Origin of the sequence: Streptomyces sp. NPDC007896, from assembly GCF_042959425.1 — a bacterium.
Lineage (GTDB): Bacteria > Actinomycetota > Actinomycetes > Streptomycetales > Streptomycetaceae > Streptomyces.
In genome coordinates this window covers 1-22,363 of the sequence record NZ_JBIBKX010000037.1, presented here as the reverse complement: position 1 = coordinate 22,363, position 22,363 = coordinate 1, and the positions used below count along the sequence as shown (strand labels likewise).

22 protein-coding genes and 1 pseudogene are annotated in these 22,363 nt (G+C 69.4%); 16 read left to right on the top strand and 7 right to left on the bottom strand.

Annotation, left to right across the window (positions count from 1 at the left end; translation table 11 throughout):
- Window positions 1–268: 268 nt before the first annotated feature.
- The 5 genes and pseudogenes from ACFZDJ_RS53700 to ACFZDJ_RS53680 all read left to right on the top strand — a co-directional run bounded on the left by ACFZDJ_RS53700 (window position 269) and on the right by ACFZDJ_RS53680 (window position 5,940).
- The gene (locus ACFZDJ_RS53700; RefSeq protein ID WP_391070521.1) at window positions 269–1,972 is read left to right on the top strand and encodes an LCP family protein; all 1,704 of its coding nucleotides are present in this window, start codon (window positions 269–271) and stop codon (window positions 1,970–1,972) included.
- Window positions 1,973–2,984: 1,012 nt separating this feature from the next.
- Window positions 2,985–3,323, top strand: a pseudogene (locus tag ACFZDJ_RS53695) (transposase); the annotation flags it as partial.
- A 93-nt stretch (window positions 3,324–3,416) separates the two neighbouring features.
- On the top strand, window positions 3,417–3,956 hold the full coding sequence (locus ACFZDJ_RS53690; protein ID WP_391070546.1) for a transposase: 540 nt from the start codon (window positions 3,417–3,419) through the stop codon (window positions 3,954–3,956).
- A gap of 112 nt (window positions 3,957–4,068) precedes the next feature.
- Window positions 4,069–5,223: a Gfo/Idh/MocA family oxidoreductase gene (locus tag ACFZDJ_RS53685; RefSeq protein WP_391070519.1), complete on the top strand. Its 1,155-nt coding sequence runs from the start codon at window positions 4,069–4,071 to the stop codon at window positions 5,221–5,223.
- A gap of 270 nt (window positions 5,224–5,493) precedes the next feature.
- Window positions 5,494–5,940, top strand: coding sequence for a nitroreductase/quinone reductase family protein (locus ACFZDJ_RS53680; protein ID WP_390942116.1), 447 nt, complete (start codon window positions 5,494–5,496; stop codon window positions 5,938–5,940).
- Window positions 5,941–6,270: 330 nt separating this feature from the next.
- Here ACFZDJ_RS53680 and ACFZDJ_RS53675 read toward each other — a convergent pair whose 3' ends face one another.
- Window positions 6,271–6,726: an ATP-binding protein gene (locus ACFZDJ_RS53675; RefSeq protein WP_391070517.1), complete on the bottom strand. Its 456-nt coding sequence runs from the start codon at window positions 6,724–6,726 to the stop codon at window positions 6,271–6,273.
- A gap of 192 nt (window positions 6,727–6,918) precedes the next feature.
- On the opposite strand from ACFZDJ_RS53675, the gene ACFZDJ_RS53670 reads away from it, so the two are divergent.
- From ACFZDJ_RS53670 to ACFZDJ_RS53650, 5 genes are all read left to right on the top strand, one after another.
- Window positions 6,919–7,356, top strand: a complete 438-nt coding sequence (locus ACFZDJ_RS53670; protein WP_391070515.1) for a MarR family transcriptional regulator — start codon at window positions 6,919–6,921, stop codon at window positions 7,354–7,356.
- 123 nt (window positions 7,357–7,479) lie between these two features.
- On the top strand, window positions 7,480–8,718 hold the full coding sequence (locus ACFZDJ_RS53665; protein ID WP_391070513.1) for a cytochrome P450: 1,239 nt from the start codon (window positions 7,480–7,482) through the stop codon (window positions 8,716–8,718).
- A gap of 35 nt (window positions 8,719–8,753) precedes the next feature.
- Window positions 8,754–8,963, top strand: a complete 210-nt coding sequence (locus tag ACFZDJ_RS53660) for a 4Fe-4S domain-containing protein (RefSeq protein WP_390942108.1) — start codon at window positions 8,754–8,756, stop codon at window positions 8,961–8,963.
- Window positions 8,960–10,165 (top strand): FAD-dependent oxidoreductase, encoded by a 1,206-nt coding sequence (locus ACFZDJ_RS53655; protein WP_391070511.1) that lies wholly within the window; start codon window positions 8,960–8,962, stop codon window positions 10,163–10,165. Before ACFZDJ_RS53660 ends, ACFZDJ_RS53655 begins: the two co-directional genes overlap by 4 nt.
- A gap of 40 nt (window positions 10,166–10,205) precedes the next feature.
- Window positions 10,206–12,185, top strand: a complete 1,980-nt coding sequence (locus ACFZDJ_RS53650; protein ID WP_391070509.1) for an MFS transporter — start codon at window positions 10,206–10,208, stop codon at window positions 12,183–12,185.
- 254 nt (window positions 12,186–12,439) lie between these two features.
- Here the strand turns inward: ACFZDJ_RS53650 and ACFZDJ_RS53645 are convergent, their stop codons facing one another.
- Window positions 12,440–13,039: a hypothetical protein gene (locus tag ACFZDJ_RS53645; protein WP_391070507.1), complete on the bottom strand. Its 600-nt coding sequence runs from the start codon at window positions 13,037–13,039 to the stop codon at window positions 12,440–12,442.
- A 748-nt stretch (window positions 13,040–13,787) separates the two neighbouring features.
- On the opposite strand from ACFZDJ_RS53645, the gene ACFZDJ_RS53640 reads away from it, so the two are divergent.
- Window positions 13,788–14,840 (top strand): sodium:calcium antiporter, encoded by a 1,053-nt coding sequence (locus ACFZDJ_RS53640; RefSeq protein WP_390942101.1) that lies wholly within the window; start codon window positions 13,788–13,790, stop codon window positions 14,838–14,840.
- Window positions 14,841–15,385: 545 nt separating this feature from the next.
- Here ACFZDJ_RS53640 and ACFZDJ_RS53635 read toward each other — a convergent pair.
- The 3 genes from ACFZDJ_RS53635 to ACFZDJ_RS53625 all read right to left on the bottom strand — a co-directional run bounded on the left by ACFZDJ_RS53635 (window position 15,386) and on the right by ACFZDJ_RS53625 (window position 16,711).
- Window positions 15,386–15,895 (bottom strand): hypothetical protein, encoded by a 510-nt coding sequence (locus ACFZDJ_RS53635; RefSeq protein WP_391070505.1) that lies wholly within the window; start codon window positions 15,893–15,895, stop codon window positions 15,386–15,388.
- A 79-nt stretch (window positions 15,896–15,974) separates the two neighbouring features.
- Entirely contained in the window at window positions 15,975–16,415 is a 441-nt protein-coding gene (locus ACFZDJ_RS53630; RefSeq protein WP_391070504.1) for a hypothetical protein, read from the bottom strand.
- Window positions 16,397–16,711, bottom strand: a complete 315-nt coding sequence (locus ACFZDJ_RS53625) for a helix-turn-helix domain-containing protein (protein ID WP_391070502.1) — start codon at window positions 16,709–16,711, stop codon at window positions 16,397–16,399. The genes ACFZDJ_RS53630 and ACFZDJ_RS53625 overlap by 19 nt, the downstream gene beginning before the upstream one ends.
- Before the next feature lie 286 nt (window positions 16,712–16,997).
- On the opposite strand from ACFZDJ_RS53625, the gene ACFZDJ_RS53620 reads away from it, so the two are divergent.
- The gene (locus ACFZDJ_RS53620) at window positions 16,998–17,825 is read left to right on the top strand and encodes a ZIP family metal transporter (RefSeq protein ID WP_391070500.1); all 828 of its coding nucleotides are present in this window, start codon (window positions 16,998–17,000) and stop codon (window positions 17,823–17,825) included.
- 270 nt (window positions 17,826–18,095) lie between these two features.
- On the opposite strand, the gene merA is transcribed toward ACFZDJ_RS53620, so the two are convergent.
- Window positions 18,096–19,550: a mercury(II) reductase gene (gene merA, locus ACFZDJ_RS53615; protein WP_391070499.1), complete on the bottom strand. Its 1,455-nt coding sequence runs from the start codon at window positions 19,548–19,550 to the stop codon at window positions 18,096–18,098.
- A 119-nt stretch (window positions 19,551–19,669) separates the two neighbouring features.
- On the opposite strand from merA, the gene ACFZDJ_RS53610 reads away from it, so the two are divergent.
- From ACFZDJ_RS53610 to ACFZDJ_RS53595, 4 genes are all read left to right on the top strand, one after another.
- Window positions 19,670–20,035 (top strand): helix-turn-helix transcriptional regulator, encoded by a 366-nt coding sequence (locus tag ACFZDJ_RS53610; protein ID WP_168512730.1) that lies wholly within the window; start codon window positions 19,670–19,672, stop codon window positions 20,033–20,035.
- Between the two features lie 20 nt (window positions 20,036–20,055).
- On the top strand, window positions 20,056–20,373 hold the full coding sequence (locus ACFZDJ_RS53605) for a hypothetical protein (protein WP_391070497.1): 318 nt from the start codon (window positions 20,056–20,058) through the stop codon (window positions 20,371–20,373).
- 277 nt (window positions 20,374–20,650) lie between these two features.
- Window positions 20,651–21,340, top strand: coding sequence for a YcxB family protein (locus ACFZDJ_RS53600; protein ID WP_391070495.1), 690 nt, complete (start codon window positions 20,651–20,653; stop codon window positions 21,338–21,340).
- Between the two features lie 125 nt (window positions 21,341–21,465).
- A complete protein-coding gene (locus ACFZDJ_RS53595; RefSeq protein ID WP_391070494.1) occupies window positions 21,466–21,618 on the top strand; it encodes a hypothetical protein in 153 nt (50 codons plus the stop codon).
- An 85-nt stretch (window positions 21,619–21,703) separates the two neighbouring features.
- Here ACFZDJ_RS53595 and merB read toward each other — a convergent pair whose 3' ends face one another.
- A complete protein-coding gene (merB, locus tag ACFZDJ_RS53590) occupies window positions 21,704–22,120 on the bottom strand; it encodes an organomercurial lyase (RefSeq protein WP_391070544.1) in 417 nt (138 codons plus the stop codon).
- Window positions 22,121–22,363: the final 243 nt, after the last annotated feature.

Sequence of the window (22,363 nt, the reverse complement as noted above, 5' to 3'; positions counted from 1 at the left end):
CGCTTCCGCAACGCATCTGTGACGTCCATCAGATCCTTCCTCGGGCCGAGGGCGCTGTGGATGTCGTCCAGTCCCCCTTCGCTTCCGTGCCTGCGTTCCGACGGGGCTTATGGCTGGCCAGGGGTGCCGCCGCCGGTGCCGTCAGTAACAGTTGCTATATTGCGCAATTATCCCGACCGAGGGTGCTCCCCTACGTGCGGGACCGGGGTCCGTGCCATCGGGCCGCCGCGCCGGCGGTTGACGTCGGCGACGAGCGTAGGGAGAGGGAATGGGCGACTCCTGGGACGGTGGCTCGGTGCGCCAGACGACGCGCGGCCGCTCCGCCGCTCCGCCCCGCCCGCGGAGGACGGACGACGGCGGGCCTGCCAGGCCGCCGCACGGCGGCCGGGCGGCGGCCCGACAGGCGCCTCAGTCTCAGAGCCGCAGGCCGGGACGGCGGGCCAAACCCGCGGCCCGGCGCAAGCGGCTCGGCCGCATAGCCCTGTTCACGGTGTCCGCGCTGATCCTGGTCATCGCGGGCACCGGGACGTGGCTGTGGCAGCACCTGAACGGCAACATCCACAGCGTGTCGATCGATGACGGCGCCAATGGCAAGGAGAAGGCAGACGCCTTCGGCCGTACGCCGATCAACATCCTGGTGATCGGTTCGGACGGGCGGAACAACGCGGCCGACTGCAAACTGGGCGGTGGCTGCGGCTCGGCCAGTTCGACGACCGGGCACAACGCGGACGTGGAGATGGTGGTGCACGTGTCCGCCGACCGCTCCAACGCCACCGTGATGAGTGTGCCGCGCGACACCATGACGCATGTGCCCGCCTGCAAGGACCCGGACAGCAGCCAGTCGACGCCCGGCTACTACGGGCAGATCAACAGCGCCCTGCAGTACGGGCCGGCCTGTCAGGTCACCACCGTGCACCAGCTGACCGGCATACCCATCGACCACTTCGTGATGCTCGACTTCTCCGGCGTGGTGAAGATGTCGGATGCGGTGGGCGGGGTGTCGGTGTGCGTCAGCGACAACGTCTACGACACCTACTCGCACCTCAAGCTCGCCAAGGGCCCCCACACCCTCAAGGGTGAGGCGGCGCTGGAGTTCGTCCGCTCCCGGCACGGCTTCGGTGACGGCAGCGATCTGGGCCGGACCGTCTCCCAGCATCTGTTCCTCAGCGCGATGATCCGCAACTTCAAGAGTGCGGGCACCCTGGCCAACCCCACCAAGGTCTACTCGCTGGCCGACGCCGCCACCAAGGCCCTGACCGTGGACACCGGCCTGGGCAGCGTCGGCAAACTCATCGGTCTGGCGACCGACCTGGACAAGGTCCCGTCCAAGCGGATGACGTTCACCACCATGCAGACCGCGCCCGACCCGAACAACGCTGACCACGTCGTCGTCGGCTCCGGCGCGAAGTCGCTGTTCGCCTCCATCGCCAACGACCAGTCCCTGAGCTCGGGCAGCGACAAGAAGACGGCGTCCGCCGCGCCCTCCGCGACGGCCACGGTGCCGGCCTCGCAGATCGCCGTCCGGGTGGAGAACGGCAGCACCACCGGCGGGCGCGCCTCGGTGGTCGCCTCCGCCCTCATCGCCAAGGGCTTCAGCTCCGGCACCAGCACCAGCAACGCGCCCGAACAGGCGGCGACCACCACACTCACCTACGGCCCCGGCCAGAAGACCGAGGCACAGACGGTGGCCTCCGCCCTAGGGCTGCCCGCGAAGCACCTCACCGAGGGCAGCGCGAACGGGCTGACCCTGGTCATCGGCAGCGACTGGGCCTCCGGCACAACGTACTCGGGCGGCTCGTCGGCCGCCCCCGCCGACACCCACGCAGCCGTCTCCAACGCCCATGCCCAGACCGCTGACGAATCCAAGTGCGCCAAGGTCAGCCCGTACAAGACCGTTCAGCTCAACGGGGTGGCGATGACCCCGGCCCAGGCATACGCCGCGGCGAGCGGCAAGCAGGACTCCGCGCCGTGATCAACGGGGCTGCGTCCCTATGACGCTCGTGCGAGTTGCTTCACGTACCTCGCGAACAACGGGGTGCCGGATCACCTGCTGGCCCGGGTACACCAATGTCAAGACCACGAAGCGCTGGTATGTGAAACCCGATGTGGAGGATCTTCGTCCGGCGGCGGATGCATGGGGAGGTCTGGCGAGTGTCCCCGCCCCCGCTCCTGCACAGAGTGTGGTGGGAGCGTAAGCGGGTGAGTGAGACGAACGTGGAAACCCTGCAATACCGCTTTGACGGGCCAGAAGACGCCCCGGTCCTGATCCTCGGTCCCTCACTGCGTACCACATGGCACAGGTAGGCGAAACCGTCTCCTGGCGTCCACGTGGTCTAGATCGATGCCGTTCACGCAGGTGGGGCCTTTGTGGTCCAGGTGCGTCGACGGGGTTGGTGACAGCAACGTGACACGTGATGGTCGCTGAGGCCCCCGCCGGGCAGGTGCTGGCAGGGTGCCTCAACGTTCCTCAGCGGCGAGGTCCGCTCCTCGATCCTGCTGCGGCGTCTGCGAACGCCTCGATTGCCCGCAGCGGGCGGCGCTGCCGCTGGGCCACCCACTGCGTATCGGCCCGAATGATGGGGATGCTGTGACGGGCGGGAGGATGGGTGGGTGCTGTCCCGGGTCCGAGGTCTGACTCATGACACCTTTGACCAGAGTGTCTAAATCACACAGCGTCGGCCGTTGGCCGGGGATGGCGTGTTGTCGGTGCCGAGCCGGCGGGGTGTGTCCCGATAGGGGCCTGCCGTTCGTTGTGGCGTCCTCACGATTCTGACCGCCTGACGCGGCCCGGTACCGGCAACGCAACACGCCGCAGGACCGGACGGGGAACGGGCATGTCCAGTACGCCGCCTTCTCCGCGGACCCGTCGTCGTCGCCCTGTGGGTGAGGTGGTTTTGGGAGTGGACACGCACCCGGATGCCCATGTGGCTGCGGTGCTCTCGTTGATGGGGACAGTGCTTGCCACTGACTAGTTCCCGGCCACTGCGGCTGGATACCGCGATCTGCTGAAGTGGGCCAGGAAGTCGGGAGCCGTGAGGCGGGCCGAAGTGGAGGGGACCGGCTCCTACGGGGCGTCCCTGTCCTGCTATCTGCTGGCCCAGGGCATAGGCGTGTTTGACGTGAACCGGATGGACCGGGCAGATCGCCGTCGGCGCGGCAAAACGGATCCGCTCGATGCCCAGAACGCGGCGCGAGCCGTATTGAGCGGGCGAGCCCACACCCGGGCCAAATCGGGCGACGGGCCGGTGCAGATCGCGAGAATGTACAAGCTCACGAAGGCGTCGGCCGTCAAAGCCCGCACGCAGGCCATCAATCAGCTCAAGGCCGTCCTCGTCACTGCCGATCTCGCCTTGCGGGAAGAACTGGCCGGACTGGGTAATGCGGAACTCTTCCGTACCTGTGCGCGGTTCACCGATGTGAGCAGTTGCGAGGAGGTTGGCGAGGAGTCGGTGCTGGAGGCCACTCGGATCACTCTGGGTCTGCTGGCTGACCGGATCGGTCAGCTCTCCGAGCAGATTCGGGATGTGGAGGCTCGTCTGGCCCGGCTCGTGGATTGTCATGCCCCGCAGTTGCTCGAGGTGGTGGGGATCGGTCCGGACACGGCCGTCGCTTTGCTGATCACGGTGGGGGACAACCCGGAACGGTTGGACAGTGAGGCGTCCTTCGCCGCGCTGCGCGGGGTCAGTCCACGCTATGCGGCCCGGGTTCCGCGTTCGGGGAGGGGCCTGGTGCGTGGTGTTCGACGCGGTCTTGCTGGGCTCCGGTTCGCCGCTCTCGACGGTGTACGGATGCGTGTACGGATGCCCCTGCCGGATGACAACGGCCTCGTGCCGTCCGCACTTCGGCGGGGTGTAGCGCCGGTCATTGGTTCGGGCGTCCTCAGCCGGTTCGGCGGCGACGACGAGCCGCAGGGCAGGGTGCGGGGAAGTGAACTCGCCGAGTTGAGGTGCCGTTGACGAGCGGCGAACCGATCGACATGTCGCTGAACGTGACGCCTGGACCGTGTCCTCCATGGCTATGGGCCGTTTTGAGGTGGGAGAGCAGGCGGTCGCGAACGCTGGGGTGCACATGACGTCCACTTCCCCTCATCGGGAGCCGATTCGTGTCGGTGTCGTAGGGCTGAGCGCGAGCGGCGGTTGGGCGGCCACCGCCCATGTGCCGGCGCTGGCCGGGCTCGACGGATACGAGGTGCGGGCGCTGAGCGCCGGCAGCGCCGAGTCGGCGCGTGCGGCCGGCGAGAAGTACGCGGTGCCGCTGGCCTTCGACAGCGCAGAGGAGCTGGCCCGCAGTGAGGAAGTCGATCTCGTGGTGGTGACGGTGAAGGTTCCGCACCACCTGGAGCTCATCCGGCCCGCGCTGGAAGCGGGGAAGGTGGTGTTCAGCGAGTGGCCGCTCGGTGCCGACCTCGCGCAGGCCGAGGAGCTGGCCGACCTCGCGCATCGCAGGGGTGTGCTTACGGCTGTCGGTCTGCAGGCCCGGTCGGCTCCGCCGCTTCGGTATCTGCGGGACCTGGTTGCCGACGGCTACGTGGGGCGGGTGCTGTCGACCAGCATGCTCGGGTCGGGCTGGATCGGGGGCGCCACTTACGATGACAACTATGCGTACATTCTGGACGTAACGAGCGGCGCCACGCTGCTGTCGATCCCCTTCGGGCACTCGGTCGACGCGCTGGCCATGGTGCTGGGGGAGTTCCGCGAGGTGTCGGCTCTCATCGAGAACCTGCGCCCGGAGGTCACGAACGTCACGAGCGGGGCGGTCGCGGCCAAGACTGCGGAGGACCAGATCGCCGTCACTGGTGTGCTGGAGTCGGGGGCCATGGCCGCGATGCACTTTCGCGGTGGGACCTCCCGCGCCACCGCGTTTCATTGGGAGATCAACGGCACGGAGGGCGATCTCGTCGTCAAGGCCGACCAGGCTCTGTGGTTCCAGGGACGGCTGCGGCTGTACGGCGCCCGAGGAGAAGAGGGCGCGTTGACCGAACTTCCGGTTCCCGCCCGCTATCAGCGCTCGCTGACGCAATGGACCGAGCGATCCGCCGAACCCGCCTGCAACGTCGCCCACGAGTACGCGCTTCTGCGCGACCAGATCACCGGGAGCCTTGCGCCGGACGAGGACGGCGTTCCCGACTTCCGGCACGCCGTCCGGCGACACCGGATGCTGGAGCGGATCCGGGAAGCGGCACGCACCGGACGGAAGGTCACACTCACAGAGCAAGGCGCGTAGCCCCGAAGAGAATCCGGTAATGAGCTCGACTGTTTCGCCCTCGGCCAGGATGCGGTAAGCCGCGGCGACCGAGGGGCGCTTGCCCTGGTTCTTGCCCGAGGTGACGACGAGCTCCAGTGGGTTCTCGGGGCGATGGCCTCAGGCGACAGGCTGGGCCCGACCGAGGGCGGGACGTCCGCCTGTGAGGCCATCCAATGTCCGGAATGTCTGGTGCCTGTACCGGCGTTGTGGCCGATGCGAGGACCTCCCTGCGACGAGAGGACGGATGCCATGTCTCTTGAGGGCGAGTATGGACCCAGCACGACGCAGTGGGTGCGCGAGCAAGTGGAGGTGTACGAGAGCTCCGGCGGCACAAGGGGGACGACACTGTGGGACACGGGGTGGCCCGTGGTGGTGATGAGCACCCGGGGCGCCAAGACCGGCAAGATCCGCAAGGTGCCGGTGATGCGCGTCGAGCACGAGGGGCGTTATGCGGTGGTCGGCTCGCTGGGCGGATCCCCCAGGCATCCGCTGTGGTACTTCAACGTCAAGGCCGATCCGCATGTCGAACTCCAGGACGGCCCGGTACAGCAGGACATGACGGCCCATGAGGCCACCGGCGAGGAAAGGGCCGAGTGGTGGCGGCGCGCGGTCGCTGTCTTTCCGAGATACGCCGAGATGCAGAAGAAGACCTCGCGGCAGTTCCCGGTGTTCGTCCTGGAACCTGTCGTCGGGTAGTGAGCTCAGGGTGTCTCGGGGTCGTTGGCGGGCATCCGGCGATGGCCAACGTGGATAGCGTCGACACCTCGACGGCAGTTCAGGGCGTTACATCTCAGCGGGGGCTGCGGGTCGGAAGGCGGTCCCCTCGCTTCTTCGGCCACTGAGCGCCCCTCAAGGCGGCTTGGCGCCGTCCATGGAGATGCTGCCGACCGCGTGAGCAGGAGAGCTTTGAGCCGGCTCGCCGACGCCTGCCGGGTGGTTGAGGCGCGGGCGTACCCGATGCTCACTCGCCGCTCCGTACGGGACGCGGGGACGATCGCGCGCGCCGGGCTCTGTCGCACGGTCGGGTCAGGGCACGCTGGTGACGTCGGCCCAGTGGACAGCGCGTCCGGGTTCCGCACGGTCGCCGTGCGCGGCGGTGAGCTGGTCGACGATCTCCAGTCCGCGGCCGTGCTCGTGGGGGGTGCGGCTGCCTGCCCAGTCGCCGTCCATGGCGGCAGGGCCTCCGTCGGACACCTCGATGTGCACTCGCTGGGTGCCCGGGTCGCGGCTCAGTCCGAAGTTCAGTGGGGGTCGGGCATGCTCCACGGCGTTGGTGACGAGTTCGGAGACGGTCAGAAGGACCGAGTCGGCCGCGTCCTTAGCGACACTCCACTGAGCCAGGAGTTCTTTGGTGATCTTGCGGGCTTCTCCGGCGGCTTCCGGGCGGTGCGCCAGGGTCCATGTGCCGACGGATGCCGACAGACTGCGAGCAGGGCCCTGCCGTGGGGGTGCCTCTGGGGCGTAGGTGCAGGTCACGGTCATCACCTTCCTCCGGCGCCAACGTGGCGCCTGGGCTGTGACCAGAACCCTCAAGGGGCTACGGTGCATATATATCACCTTTCTATATAGCTTGTCTATATAGGTGGAGAATATAGACAAGCTATATAGAAGGGTGATATAGGTGGATGTATGGATGAGACATCCGAAGGGGGTCACCAGGAGGTGGCGGCGGCGTTGAACGAGCTGGCCACCGGGCTGGTCAGACACCTTCTGTCGGAGCGGCAGAGCATGAGTCTGACCACCGCCGCGGCGCTCAGCCGGCTGGAGCGGGAAGGTCCGATCCGGCTGACCGCGCTGGCAGCGGCGGAGGGCATCGCCCAACCGTCGATGACCGCTCTGGTACAGCGGCTGGAGGACCAGGGTCTGGCCACTCGAGTGGGCCATCCCGAGGACGGGCGGGTCCGCCTCGTTGCCATCACGGAAGCCGGGCGAGAGGTGATGGCCGAGCGCCGGCGCGCGCAGTGTGCCCGGGTGGCCGACATGCTGGCCGCGTTGCCCGAGCAGGACGTGCGGGCGCTGGGCGAGGCCATGCGCACGGCCCTGCCCGTCGTGCGCCGGATGGTGCAAGCCGCCTCGCGACCAAGTGTTTCCGGCGGCGAATCGCCCTCCTGAGCCTCCTGGCTGCGCTCTTCGGTGTCTCCTCCCGCAGGCGGGATCTGCTCCTTCGCGCCCGGCGCACTGGGGCCCGGTCCCGGCACTGCCCCCATATCCGACTTCCGGAAAGGGCGGAGAACCATGAACACCTTCTCGGCACCCGGCACCGATGTGCCGTCGGCGCAGGTACCGGACTACCCCATGGCCCGGGCTGCCCGCTGCCCCTTCGATCCGCCGCCGGCCCTGCATGCCCTGCAGGTCCAGGCTCCGATCAGCCGGGTGCGGCTGTGGGACGGCAGCACCCCGTGGCTGGTCACCCGCTACGACGACGTACGGGCTCTACTCGCCGATCCGCGGATCAGTTCGGACAGCGACCGCCCGCACTACCCCCATCTGAGCCCGGCTCAAAAGGAGCGCCGGAGGCAGTCGCGGACCTTCATCAACATGGACGATCCGGAGCACGCCCGGCTTCGCCGGATGGTGACCGCAACCTTCTCCATCAGGCAGGTGGAGGCGCTGCGGCCTGCCATTCAGAAGATCGTCGACGGCCTGATCGACACCATGCTCGCCGGGCCCAAGCCGGTGGACCTGGTGCAGGGCTTCGCGTTGCCGGTGCCGTCACTGGTGATCTGCGAGCTGCTCGGCGTCCCGTATGCCGACCACGACTTCTTCCAGGCCAACAGCAAGATCCTGATCAAGCGCACCAGCACCGTGGAGCAGGCGCGGGTGGCCACACAGCAGCTGCTCGACTACCTGGACCAGCAGATCGGCGTCAAACTCGCCCACCCGGCCGACGACTTGCTCTCCACGCTGGCCGAGCGGGTCAGGGCCGGTGAGCTCTCCCGGCATGAAGCGGCCGGTATGGGGATGCTGCTGCTGACCGCCGGGCACGAGACCACCGCGAACATGATCGCGCTGGGCACCGTGGCCCTGCTGCAGAACCCGGACCAGCTGGACCGGCTGCGTGAGAGCGACGATCCGAAGGTGGTCGCCTCGGCGGTCGAGGAACTCCTGCGCTACCTCAGCATCGTGCACAGCGGACGGCGCCGGGTGGCCTTGGCGGACATCGAGGTCGGCGGCGTGATCATCCGCCCCGGCGAGGGCGTCGTCCTCGCCAACGACATTGCCAACCGCGATCCCGACGCCTTCCCCGACCCCGACCGGCTGGACATCGACCGCAACCCCCGCCACCACGTGGCCTTCGGCTTCGGCGTCCACCAGTGCCTGGGCCAGCCGCTGGCCCGGGTGGAGCTGCAGGTCGTCTACGGCACCCTCTACCGCCGCATCCCCACGTTGAAGCTCGCCGTGGATCTCGACGAGATCCCGTTCAAGCACGACGGGGCCGTCTACGGCGTCTACGAGCTGCCCGTCACCTGGTGAGCGCGGCCGAGTGCCGCGCAGGAAAGGAGGATCCGATGAAGGTGATCGTCGACCAGAACAAGTGTGTGGCCTCCGGCCAGTGCGTGCTGAGCGCACCGGAGGTGTTCGACCAGCGCGAGGAGGACGGCATCGTCGTCCTGCTCGCCGAGAACCCTCCTGAGGGCCTCGCGGACGATGTCCGGCAGGCCGTCGCCCTCTGCCCGGCCCAGGCCATCTGGCTGGAAGAACAGGAGACGAAGGAGTGAACCGGATCGTCATCGTGGGAGCCTCGGCCGCCGGCCTGACCGCGGCCGAGACCCTCCGCCGCCGAGGCTGGGACGGTCACCTCACCCTGATCGGCGAGGAGTCCCGCCCGCCGTACGACCGGCCGCCGCTGTCCAAGCAGATCCTGACCGGCGCCTGGGAGTCCGAACGCGCCACCCTGCGCTCCCTACCGGATCTCGCGCGGCTGCGGGCCGACCTGCGGCTCGGACAACGCGCCGTCGCGCTGGACGTCCCGGGCCGCCGGGTGCGCCTGGGAGGCGGCGAGAGCGTCGGATTCGACGCCCTGGTCATCGCCACCGGTGTGGCTCCCCGGCGCCTGCCCGACAGCGACCTGGCCGGAGTCCATGTCCTGCGCTCGCTCGACGACGCCCTCGCCCTGCGCGCCGCGCTGCTCGCCGGGCCCCGGGTGGTCGTGGTCGGTGCCGGATTCCTCGGCACCGAGGTCGCCGCGGCTGCCCGGGCCATGGGCCTGGAGGTGACCGTGGCCGAGCCGGAACCGGTCCCGGTGCGGCGCCCGTTCGGGGACCGGATCGGCGGGCTCATCGCCGAGGTGCACAGGGACCACGGAACACGCCTGCGTTGCGGAGTGCCGGTACGCCGGCTGCGCGGCGCCGGCGGCCGGGTGACCGGAGTGGAACTCGGCGACGGCACCATGCTGCCGGCCGACGTCGTCGTCCTGGCCCTCGGTGCCGCGCCCGCGACCGGCTGGCTGGAAGGTTCGGGCCTGCGGCTGGGAGACGGGGTGGAGTGCGATGCGTATTGCCAGGCGGCACCTGGGATCTACGCCGCCGGCGATGTCGCCTCCTGGCCCAATGCGCACTTCGGCACCCGCATGCGGCTGGAGCATCGGATGAACGCCACCGAACAGGCCATGGCCGTGGCCGGCAACCTGCTCGGCGACGCGACTCCGTTCGCTCCTGTGCCCTACTTCTGGACCGACCAGTACGACACCAGGATCCAGGCGTACGGGATCTTCCCGCCGGACGCTGAGATGCGGATCGTCTACGGCGACCCGTCGGACGGCCGCTTCGCCGCCTCCTACGGGCACCGCGGGAGGGTGGCCGGCGTACTCGGCTGGAATGCACCGCGCCAGGTACGCATGCTGCGCCGCCTGGTCGTCGACCGCGCTCCGTGGACGACTTTCGCGGTCATACCCGCGCTCAGCCCGGCAACCGTGAACTGACCCGCTCTTCCGACAGGAAGCGGAGGAGGGAGGACTGCCGGTGACCACCGACCAAAGCCCCGGCCCGGCAGGCAGTGCCCCCGGCGTTCGGCCCCGCGGTCTCCGTGCCTGGATCAGCGCCGACCACCCCCGCTATAAATGGGTGGCGCTGACCAACACCACGCTCGGCGTGCTGATCGCGACCGTCAACGGCTCGATCGTGCTGATCTCGCTGCCCGGCATCTTCACCGGCCTCCGTCTCGACCCGCTCCAGCCCGGCAACGTCAGCTACGTGCTGTGGATGCTGATGGGCTACCTGCTGGTCACCGCCGTGCTGGTCGTCACCCTCGGTCGGCTTGGCGACATGCGGGGCCGGGTACGCATCTACAACGCGGGATTCGTCGTCTTCACCGTCACCTCGGTGATCCTCTCCGTCGACCCGCTGCACGGCTCGGCCGGTGCGCTGTGGCTGATCGGATGGCGGATCGTGCAAGCCGTCGGCGGCGCGATGCTGATGGCCAACTCGACCGCCATCCTCACCGACGCCTTCCCCGCCCGGCAGCGCGGCATGGCCCTCGGCGTGAACATGGTCGCCGGCATCGCCGGCACGTTCATCGGCCTGGTCCTCGGCGGCGCGCTCGTGGAGTGGAACTGGCGCTCCATCTTCTGGGTCAACGTGCCGATCGGACTGATCGGCACCGTGTGGGCGTACAAGTCGCTGCACGAGACGGGCATCCGCAATCCCGGGCGGATCGACTGGTGGGGCAACCTCACCTTTGCCGCCGGGCTGACGGCACTGCTGGCCGCCATCACCTACGGCATCCAGCCGTACGGCGGACACACCATGGGCTGGACCGACCCCTGGGTGCTCGCCAGCCTCATCGGCGGCACGCTCACCCTGGCCGCCTTCTGCATCGTGGAGGCGAACGTTGCCGAACCGATGCTCCCGCTGCGGCTGTTCCGCGACGCCGCCTTCACCGGCGGCAACGCGGCCACGCTCCTGGGCGCGATCGCCCGCGGTGGCCTGCAGTTCATGCTCATCATCTGGCTGCAGGGCATCTGGCTGCCGCTCCACGGACACGACTACGCCGACACCCCGCTGTGGGCAGGCATCTACCTGTTGCCCCTCACCCTCGGTTTCCTCGCGGCCGGGCCGGTGTCCGGAGCCCTGTCGGACAGATTCGGCGCCCGGCCCTTCGCCGTCGCCGGATGCCTCGTGATGGCCGCCTCCTTCGCCGGGCTCCTCCTCCTGCCCACCGACTTCCCCTACGGCCTCTTCGCCGCCCTGGTCCTGCTCAACGGCCTCGGCAACGGGCTGTTCGCAGCGCCGAACACCTCGATCATCATGTCCAGCGTTCCGCCGGACGCCCGCGGCGCCGCCTCCGGCATGCGCGCCACCTTCCAGAACGCCGGCACGGTGCTGTCCCTGGGCGTCTTCTTCTCCCTGATGGTCGCCGGACTCGCCGGCTCACTGCCGCACACCCTCAGCTCCGGCCTCACCGCCCAGCACGTGCCCGCCCCAGCCGCTCACGCAGTCGCCTCGCTGTCGCCGGTCGATGTCCTGTTCGCCGCTTTCCTCGGCTACAACCCCATCCAGCAGCTCCTCGGCCCAGCAATCCTCAGCCACCTACCACGGGCCAACGCGGCGATCCTGACCGGGCGCGAGTTCTTCCCCCACCTGATCTCCCGGCCCTTCCACGACGGCCTGGTCGTCGTCTTCACCCTGGCCATCGCCATGGCCCTCATCGCCGCGGCCACCTCCCTGATCCACAGCCGCACCGAGCCCACACCCACAGCAGCCGCCACCGGCATCACGCCGAGAGCATCCACCGCCATGGCGGCATCCGCCGGTTCGCCGAAGGGCAGATGGCTCGGACGCGCACACGCTTCTTCGCCAGCACCCGGAACACAGAACACATCCGGGCCACCGGACAGCGCTCGGAGGCGGGAGGAGCACGTCCGACTCCTGCGGCTGTCCGGCCCGGTCGGCTTGCCGCCCCGCGGATCGGGTTGTCGTGACCGTGGACTTCCCCCGGGGTGAGCGACTCGGCCACGCGGAGCATGTCGCCGGACCCGCCTGCGCTTCGACCCGCGCAATGAGGAGTCTTCCGAGCGTCGCAGCAAGGAGGGCAAGACCCGACGCGAAATCGTCCGATGCCTCAAACGCTATGCGGCCCGAGAGGTCTTCCACCTGGTCAGATGGCTACAGCCAGGACCCCGCTCATAGGGGCTGGGAGAGGTGAGGAACCCCCGTCGGCCGGCTCCGGCAGGGGGTTCTGCGTTCGGGGAGGGGCCTTAGTGCTGGCTGTTGGTGAATCCGATGACGACGGCGCCCCACCAGCAGACCTGAGAGATCAGGGCCGTAGCGGCTCCCCAGATCAGGGTCCGTCTCGCCAGAAGTGTCGCCTCGCCGTGCATGCGCTTGTTGAGGAGACCGGCCTGCAGCCCGTTGAGGGTGAGGATCAGGACGAGGGCCAGCTTGGTGCGGGTGAGGTTGGAGGCGAGATCGGGATGGAGCATTGCCCCACTGACGACCAGGCCGACGAGCCCGGACCAGATCGGGACGTGCAGGCGTGCGGTGCTGTCGAGGGTCTCGCGCAGGGTGCAGCGTCCCGACATCCACAGCAGCGCGTAGTAGTCCGCGACCAGGACCGCGCCGAACCCGAGGATGAGGGAGGCGAGGTGCACGAAGAGGGCCGCGGTGTGCAGGGCAGGGTCGGCGTGCAGGTGGAGTGAGACCCACGCATAGGCCGACAGCGCCAGACAGGCCGTCACAGCGGATGCGGCCACCGTCCACCAGGAGTCGTTCGGGCTCAACGGCCGGGCCGGGCCGGCCGCGGACAGCGCGGGCGCTGGGCGGCGAGAAACCGACGACTTCGACGGCGTGGCGGACACAGATACCTCCAAGAGGACTCACAGGAATGAGGGAAGGCTTACCTAAGTAGCAGTGCATGGTCAATGCGACCTCATGCACAACGTGCGTTCGCGAGTGGGCGGCCGCCGCACCCAGGAGCCCGGCTCATTGCCGGAGCGCGGCCGGATTCACCTCCGCTCAAACCGGGAGCCGCGGAGGGTCCGCCGGGATTGCGCACCGCAACAACCGGACGCAAGTGGCCAGTTGGGCGAGTCCATATCGACCTGCCCAGAGCGGGGGCCCCTCCGTGAAGCGCTCGCGACTCGACTGGTCAGTAGCGTGCAATACCTGCATCCAGGTCTTACATATCGAGTTCGCATACTTTTGCTACCGGCCAGTCGGGCCGGCCCGCCGGAACACGGCTGACCTCTCCGCCGCGCTCGCCGCCGCCGCGCAAGAGCCGGGTCCGGCAAGGGCTCCGGTCTGCGGCCTCACGCCGGAGAGGGTCCGATCGCAAAGCCCGGAGTGACCTCGGCAACTGAGCGAGCCGCAAGGCTTGTGTAGGGTGAGCATCGCGAAGGGGAGTAGCCCCGCAAACCGGTCGTCGACACACTGGAGCCCTCGGGTTCCCGGTGGCCGGGCTCGCTTCCGGTAAGGATGCGGGTGGGCGAGACCTTCGGCCCTTTGTCGACGACGTGTACAGCGTGTCGGCGGGGTCGAAGCTGCCGCCGTCCCCCTTCGCGGTTGTTCTCGATGCCCCCGCCGGTGCGGGAAGGCTGAGCGAGACCCGTGATCCATTTCGTATTGCTGATCGTCTGTGCGGTGGCGATCTATCTCTCCTGTGAGTGGTTCGTCAACGCCGTGGAGTGGCTGGGCGAGCGCCTCAACGTCGGGAAGATGGCGGTCGGCACGATCCTCGCCGCTTTCGGGACCGCGCTGCCCGAGTCCGTGGTGACGCTGGTCGCCGTGACCACCGGCGCCACCGACGAGGCCAAGGACATCGGCGTCGGCGCGGCCATGGGCGGCCCGCTGGCGCTGGCCACGGTCGCCTACGGCGTGACCGGCGCGATGCTGCTGCTCAAACGCCGCAAGGAACGCGTCGCGGTCCTCGCCGAGACGGGCATGGCTCCCACCTACCCGGAGGCCGAGGAGGCTCTGGGAAGTGCTGCGGACATGAAGCGGCTGGCGAAGGACCAGAAGTGGTTCCTGCCGATCTTCATCGTGAAGGTGGCGCTCGGCCTGGTCGCGTTCGCGTTCAAGCCCGTGCTCGGCCTGCTGTTCTTCGCCGCCTACGCCGTCTACTTCTGGCGGGAGATCCGCGGCGGCGACGAGGGGGATGACGAGGAGGGTCCGGAGCTGGAGCCGCTGAAGTTCCAGCCCAAGGCCGCCTCCCCGGCCACCTGGGCGGTGGTCGCGCAGACCCTGGTGACTCTGGTGGTGATCTTCTTCGCCTCGCAGCTGTTCGTGAAGCAGCTGGACGCGATCGGCCCGATGCTGGGCCTGTCGGCCGCGGTCACCGCGCTGCTGCTGTCCCCGATCGCCACCGAGCTGCCGGAGATCATGAACGCGGTGATCTGGGTCCGTCAGGGCAAGACCAAGCTCGCGCTGGCGAACATCTCCGGCGCCATGATGATCCAGGCCACCGTGCCCTCCGGGCTCGGTCTGCTGTTCACCCGCTGGCACTTCGACGCCGCTCTGCTGTGGTCCGGGCTGATCACCATGGCCGCGATCGTCTACCTGCTGCTGACCATGCGCGCCCACAAGCTGACCCCCGCCCGCCTGACGGTCGCGGCCGGCTTCTACGTGGTCTTCGCACTCGGCCTCATCCCGATCCTCAGCTGAACGGGCTCCCCACGCCGCCCGCGGTGGAGCTCCCCGTCGGCGGCACTCCCGGACGCCATGCCGCAACGCGCCGCTTCACCCGTCGAGAGGTACGTCGCCCTGTCCGGGGGGCGCGGTCGGCGTGCCCATCGCCTGCCGTACGCCCGACACCGAGGAGGCGCTCGGAAGGGGCTGAGGCCGCAGGTCTCAGCCCCCTCTCCGTCGACTCCGTGCCATCACTACCAACGCCCTCTTCGGAGGTCTACCCGGCATGTGCAATGACCAGGGGGATGCCAGCCGTCCATCCCCACCGATAAGCCCGCCGACGAACGCCTTCGTTCCGGTGCCCGACTGCTGGGCCTGCTCCGCCGTCGACGCGGTCGCACAGGCGGCCTGGCGCCGCGAGGGCGGCCTCACCTTGCGCGACTGGCTGTCCGTGACCGCCAGCGGAATGCGGCACCGCATGCAGGATCACGGCCTCCAGCCACGCGCCGCAGTGCCCGGCAGCACCGGCGCACCTCCTACCCTGGGGCCGACGCCACGGCAGAGTGAAGACTGACGGAGTCTCAGACGGCCGCCGTCAGAGCACACCCGCAATCACGCCGCTCCGCCCTCATCCGGCTTTCGACGGGCCGGGCCCCTGCGTGATCCGCTCGCGGTCCACCTCGTACGGCAGCCGGGAAGTTGTGCCGGTCTCTGTCCTTTGTCCGAGCCAGGCGAGGAAGGCGAGGACGAAAAGCCCCTCGACGATCAAGGAAAGGGGGCCGTAGGGGGGGTTCCCATCCGGGTTCGTAATAGCCGTCCGGCAGGCCGATGGTGCGCGACAGCAGAAAGCCGATGATCATGCCAAGACTGACGAGCGATCCGGTCAGCCATGCGGCCATGGCGTGCTTCAGGGAGACAAGGGCCGCCGCCACCACGAGCATGACGGCACTGCCCACGGCGAACAGGAAGCCGATGTAGAACTTCTCCTCGAGATGATCAGGAACGAGCAGAGTGTGCAGCACCGTGTTGGCGACGGCACAGCACACTCCCACTCCTCTCAGGGTTGCTTCGGCAGCATGGGTGGAGTTCATGGTGACTCCAGCTGTTCATGCGCACGGATGGGTCGGCACCGGGGAGACGTCGCGCCCGCGAGCCGAAGCAGGATGTGGCTCACCGACCGCAGGTGGTTCCTGTCTCCGAGGTGCCTCCGGCCGTGTCCTTCCCGCGCAGTTCGACACAGCATGCGCCGGACCGCGGGGTGAGCACGGCTTCGGTGTGATCGCTTCCCAGGCCGTGCAGATACCCGGCCAGGAAAGCCTGGTTGACGCTGCAGACCAGTTCCGGAGCCCTGGCCGCCATCGGATGGAGGGGACAGTTGCGCAGGCGCACCAAGGTGGGCGCGGCGCGCTCCGGCTCGAAACCGAAGTCCTCGAGCATGCCGGCTGCCAGGGTCAGCCCCCGCTCGGCGCCGAGCCGCCCGGGACGTACCCGTTCACGCTCCGCGCCGCCCAGGCCCTCGCCCCGCTGGAATGCCACACGCAGTGCGGCCTCGCGGGCCGATTTGCCTTCTCCCTCGGTCAGAACCGCTTCGGTCAGGACGTCGGCCGGCATTCCGTAGCGACGCTCGGGATGCTCACCGCAATGGCCTCGGCCACCGGCTCGTACAGCTTGGGCTTGCGGCCGACCTTGCGGATGCCCGCGGGAGATTCGTAGTGGGTCCGAAGCAGCCCCGCCGACACCAGCTTGTCCAAGTGGAAGGCCGCCAGCTTCCGGGAGATCCCAAGGCTGTCAGCCACCTCCTCACGGGTGACCGGCCGCCGCTCTTGCCGGATGAACTCGAACATGCGGCGGCGCAGGGCGTCGCCGAGGACGGCCAGGGTGGTCAGTGAGCTGTGATCCAGAGTCACCCGGTCAGTATGTCGACCATCATTTTGGGTGAACCTCCCCAGTCCTGTCAGTTTCGGGCGAGTTAGCGCCCTCTCCCTGTGTACGGGTAACGACGCTCGGCGGATTGGTCAGTGCGGCGTTCGCCCACCCCAGGACAACCGCCGGGCCCGGGAGCGACCATCGGGCTCGCCGCGCCCCGCGTAATGACTTCACCAAGCTTGCGTGAAATGGCGCTTCAGGGGTTGTTAGGCAAGGCTCATCTAACCTTTACTCACTTCGCGTCCCCGCACGTCAGACCGGAGTCCCATGTCCAGCGCGAACATCACCCTGCTCGGCGCCATCGCCGGCTTCACCATCTACCTCGGCCTCCCGATCGGCCGACTTCGCACACCCACCCCCCGCCTCAAGGCGGGCCTGAACGCCGTGGCCATCGGCATCCTCGTCTTCCTCGTGTGGGACGTGCTGACCCACGCGTGGGAACCGGTCGACGAGGCACTCAGCAAGCACGACTGGGGAACGGTCGCTTCCGGAGGCGGCACTCTGGCCGCGGGCCTGACGATCGGGCTGGCCGGTCTCGTGCATTACGACAGCTGGATCAGCCGCCGCCGGAACTCCGCCGAGCGTCCGTCGGGACCCGGTGCCGCCGCCACCGCCGAGCTGGCCCCGAAAACCCGCAGCCAGGCAGGCTCACTCGCGCTGATGATCGCCACCGGCATCGGCCTGCACAACTTCGCCGAGGGCCTGGCCATCGGCAACTCCGCCGCCCAGGGCGAACTCTCCCTCGCCGTCCTGCTGATCATCGGCTTCGGCCTGCACAACGCCACCGAGGGCTTCGGCATCGTCGCCCCACTGGCCGCGGAAGGTGAACGTCCGTCCTGGATCACCCTCCTGTGGCTCGGCCTGATCGGCGGCGGCCCCACCTTCCTGGGCACGCTCGTCGGCCAGCACCTGGTCAACGACACCCTGTCGATCGCCTTCCTGGGTCTTGCCGCCGGCTCGATCCTCTACGTGGTCATCGAGCTGCTGGCCGTCGCCCGCCGGACCGGACTGAAGACCCTCACCACCTGGTGCATCCTGCTTGGCCTCCTCCTCGGCTTCGTCACGGACGCCGTCGTCACGGCAGCCGGCGCGTGAACCGACCGGCAGTCCGGCCGACCGCTCCGGGCCGATCGCCTCGCCGGGCTCCCAAAGTGCCGCTGACCAGCGAGAACCGATGGGCGTCCGGGCGCAGTTCTGGTCTCAGTTCCGGTGTCATTCAGTCACGAGGCACTCGCCGCCCTCGGGCGGCGGCTGTCTACATCCACGAGGCCGCTGATCCTTCAGCGCCTCCAAGGGAGACCGCAGCGGGTATCCGAGCCGCCACGCAGTTCTCGGCCTGGCTGGTCGCCCGTCAACTGACGCTCGCTACGCTCGGCGAGGGTGACCAGCGCAGCAGGACAGCTTCGCCACGTCGGCCGTGAAGGTCTGGGCAGCGAGCTTCAGCGCTTCGGCCATCGTCAGATACGGGGCCCAGGTGTGGGCGAGCTGGTCGACAGTCATCCGGGCGGCGATGGCATAGGTGGCGGCGGTGATCAGGTCGCCGGCGCCATCGGCCATGGCGTGCACACCGAGCAGACGACCGGTGCCCGCCTCGGCCACCATCTTGACCAGACCACGGGCGTCCCGGTTCACCAACGCCCGCGGCACATACGCCAGATCCAGGGTGCGGCAGTCGCAGCGCAGCCCGGCGGCGATTGCCTGAGCCTCGGTAAGGCCGACGGCAGCGATGGCCGGGCTCGTGAAGGTGACCCTCGGCAGCGCGGCGTAGTCCGGCGTCCGCGCCGCACCGTTCAGGGCGTTCTCGGCGGCCAGGGTGCCCTGCGCGGCGGCCGCGTACACGAACTGCGGCCCGCCCGTCACATCGCCCGCGGCCCAGATCCGCGGGTGGCTGGTCCGCAGGTGCTCGTCCACGACGGCCTCGCCGCGCGTCCCGGTCTTCACCCCGAGCCGCTCCAGGCCAAGCCCCGCGGTGACGGGGCGGCGACCGGTGGCGACCAGCAGCCGCTCGGCACACAGCTCCCTCTCGATAGCATCGGAGGTTCGCACCCTGGCCACATTGTCCCCGCCACGGGTAAGGACGGCGGTCAGGGTCGCACCGGTGTGCACGGCGATACCCTCGTCGCGGAAGACACTCTCGATGGTGGCGGAGACCTCGGGCTCCTCGAACGGGGCGAGCCGGTCCAGGGCTTCCGTCACGGTCACTGTGGTGCCGAGGTGGGCGAAGAGCTGGGCCTGCTCCAGGCCGACGGCGTTGCCGCCGACCACAACCAGCGACCTGGGCAGGGCGTGGAGCTCCATCGCGGTGGTCGAGGTCAGATACCCGGCTTCCGCCAGGCCGTCGACGGGCGGTATCCACGGGGCGGAGCCGGTGGCGATCAGGTAGTGCGCGGCCTCGATCCGCCTGATTCCGGCGCCGTTCAGCGCCACCTCCAGCGCCGGATCGTCAGTGTTCCCGGCGAAGACGGCGGTGCCGTGGACGATCTCCCAGCCGTAGTGGGCCGCCAGGTCCCGGTACTTCTCGGCACGCAGCAGGGTTACCAGGGCGTCCTTACCGACCATCAACTCCGCGAAGCCCACCGGCAGATGGGCCGGCGCCAGGCCCGGGAACCGTCCTGCGGTGGCTGTGCTGTGCCGGGCGTCGGCCGCCGCCAGCAGGGCCTTCGACGGCACGCACCCGACGTTGACGCAGGTGCCGCCAAGGGCGCCGCGCTCCACCATCACCACCCGCCGACCCTGGCCCGTGGCGGCGATTGCGGCGGCGAAGGCCGCCGAGCCGGAGCCGACGACCGCCAGGTCGAAGCCGGATGCTCTCCTGTTCATCGTGCTGCCTCCTGACATCGGCCCCGACCTCAGAGGCCAGCTATACGGGTTGCCGAATAGGTCACTGGCTCCATATTATGCGGGTAGGCGAATAGCTCCAGTGCGAGGAGGCGACCCCCATGCCGCAAGGTCTTGCCGCACCGGAGACCGCGGCGGTCCCGTGCACCCACCTGGACACCACCGCCCGGTTTTTCCGAGCCCTGAGCGACCCCACCCGGCTCAAACTGCTGGAGTTCGTCCTGGCTGGTGAGCGCACCTCCGCCGAGTGCGTCGAGCACACCGGAATCTCCCAGCCACGGGTGTCGGTCCACCTGTCCTGCCTGGTCGACTGCGGCTACATCGCCTCCCGTCGCGACGGCCGCAAGCTGCGCTACTCCGTCGGCGACCCACGCGTGGCCGACCTGGTCGTCCTGGCCCGCTCCCTGGCTGCGGACAACGTCGCCGCCCTGGACTGCTGTCCCCGGATCCCCGAGAGCCGGGGCTGACCCTCACGGGACGCTCGCCCATGATCGCCACTCACCGGCCGCACTTCCGCCCCCATCAGCCCTCCGGCAGCGGCATGGCCGTCGCCGGGATCAGCGCCGCCCTGCTGATGCTCGTATGCTGCGCCGGACCCGTGCTGCTCACCGCGGGCGTGCTGGGCGCGCTCGGCGCCTGGCTGTCCAGCCCCTGGGTGATCGCCACCGCCGTCATCCTGCTCCTCGCCGCTGTCGCTGCCGTCGTACGCCGCCGCCGCGCGGACCGCGCCACCTGCTGCCCGCCCACCGTCAACCCCGCCGACCGGATACGCCCGCACCACCCCACCGGCAAAGAAGACCCGTAACTCCGCTGACACCCCACCCTGCGGACGGGCCTCGAAGCGGCGCCCCGCCCTGATCGTCCGATGCCCCGACGCCCAATACCGCTGAAGCAGCCGCCCGGCAGATGCCCCCGCCCGGGGGCTGCTCGCCACCAGTTGCCTCGAGCACGACGAGGTGACAGTCCGCGTCGCCCCACGCAGTGGCGGTCACGACCGTCGGCGCCCTGCTGTCGGCGGCCGGCTCCGGCCGCCATGCACACCGTGGCAGCTGTATGCGGGGGTGGTGGTCTTCGCCGCCTTCATGACTGCGGTGCCGCGGTCGAGGGCGCGCAAACTCCACCGGCTCGCCCAACGGCAGGGGGACATCTGCGGGACGGTCGACGACACCGGGGTCCGGTTCACCACCGCGCACAGCTCGGCCGGCCTCGACTGGCACCTCTACCCGCGCTATGGCGAGACCCCGGAGCTGTTCGTGCTTCTCAGCGCCGACAAGTCCGCCGTCGGCTTCGTCGTCCTGCCCAAGCGGGCCGTGGCGGACCCGGAGGACGTGGACCGGCTGCGGGCGGCCCTCGACCGGCGGCTCGTGCGCGCGGACGCCGCCGAGGCGCCCGGAAGCCCGCGGAGCCGGGGCCGGGGCCGGGCCGTCGGCCGCGGGGCCGGCTCCATCGGACTGTTGCTGCTGGGGCTGCTGCTGTTCTTCTTCGCCTTCGCCGCCGTCCAAACCGCCGCGCACCCGGACCGCTTTCCCGGGATCCAGAACAACACCGTCCGCAGAGTGAGTCGGTCATGGAGAGCCCGTTGCACCGGAAAGGATCCCGGCCCTGGGCAGTGGGGGCGTCGTGCGCCACCGCAGCGAGGGGCATGCTCGGGTCCGGGGGTGTGGTGTGTTCGCGCTCCGTCGGCTGCCCGCTCTCCGCCGGCCACTCCTGATGCCAGCGTCGTCCGCGCTGGCGGGCGACGGCCATCGGCCAGTAATCAGGAGCAGTCATGACGTGGAGTATCTCGGGCAACTACCTGGCTGGTTGCTCATGCGCAATGGTCTGCGGGTGCGCGGTCGACGCTAAGCTGCAGGACCCTCAAGGACGTGAGGACGGCCTGGCCGCATGGCCGCCGGACATGACCGTCACCGGCCCCGCGGCCGCCTGGCCCCACTTCACCATGGAGCCGACGGCATCCCGCGCGGCCGCACTCGGCTTGGTCCTGACCGGCCCCGCCCGCTTACTGTGCCTGCTGCGCGCGTTCCCCCGTACGGTCGGGCAGGACGCCTGATCCCGGCAAGGGCCCCGGTCCACGAGCCGCTCGCGCAGGGGCGGCAGGCTGCTGTCACCGCCCGCTCTCACCACCTCGGCCGCGTTCAGCAGCAGCCGGTCTCGGCGGTGCCGGAGCGGATCTGCTCGATGAGGGGGCGTTCGACGCCGTTGGCGACGGGCAGGACCCGGGCGCCGGGATGCTGGTCCAGCCAGCCCTTGGCCGCGTCGGCGCCGACGCCAGCGAAGAAGTGGAATTGGTTGCAGAAGGACGCACGGGCCGTGGTGGGCGCGTCGGGGGTGACGATGGAGACCACGGCGGTGGCCGGCTCCACGTTCGTGGGTCCGTCGGGCGTCGCGGTGAGGCGGACCGGGTCCCCGGTGGCCCGGCATGGGGAGGTGACCTGGGCGGTGTGGCCGAGGACGGCGGGGAACCCCGGCCGGGGTCGCCTTGCGCCAGACCAGCTGGGGTGACGGGCCCAGCAGGCAAGCCCAGAAGCCGGCGACTGCGGCTGGCCGAGCAGCGGGTCGTACGTGAAGTGGCGGAGCTGCGCCGCTTTGTCGCCGGCTGCCTTCGCCAGGGTTTGTGCGCGGGCGCGGACCCGGCCGAGGTCGCCCAGCGGGCAGGGAACAGCGTGGAGGTTCTCCTGTCCCTGTACGCGAGGTGTCCCTATGACCGGCGCAGCGCAGCGTTCAGTATTGCTCGGTCTCCACGAAACCCGCGTCCGCGTCGTCGTCCGCGCCGAGTGCGGCGGCGGTCGGGTCGA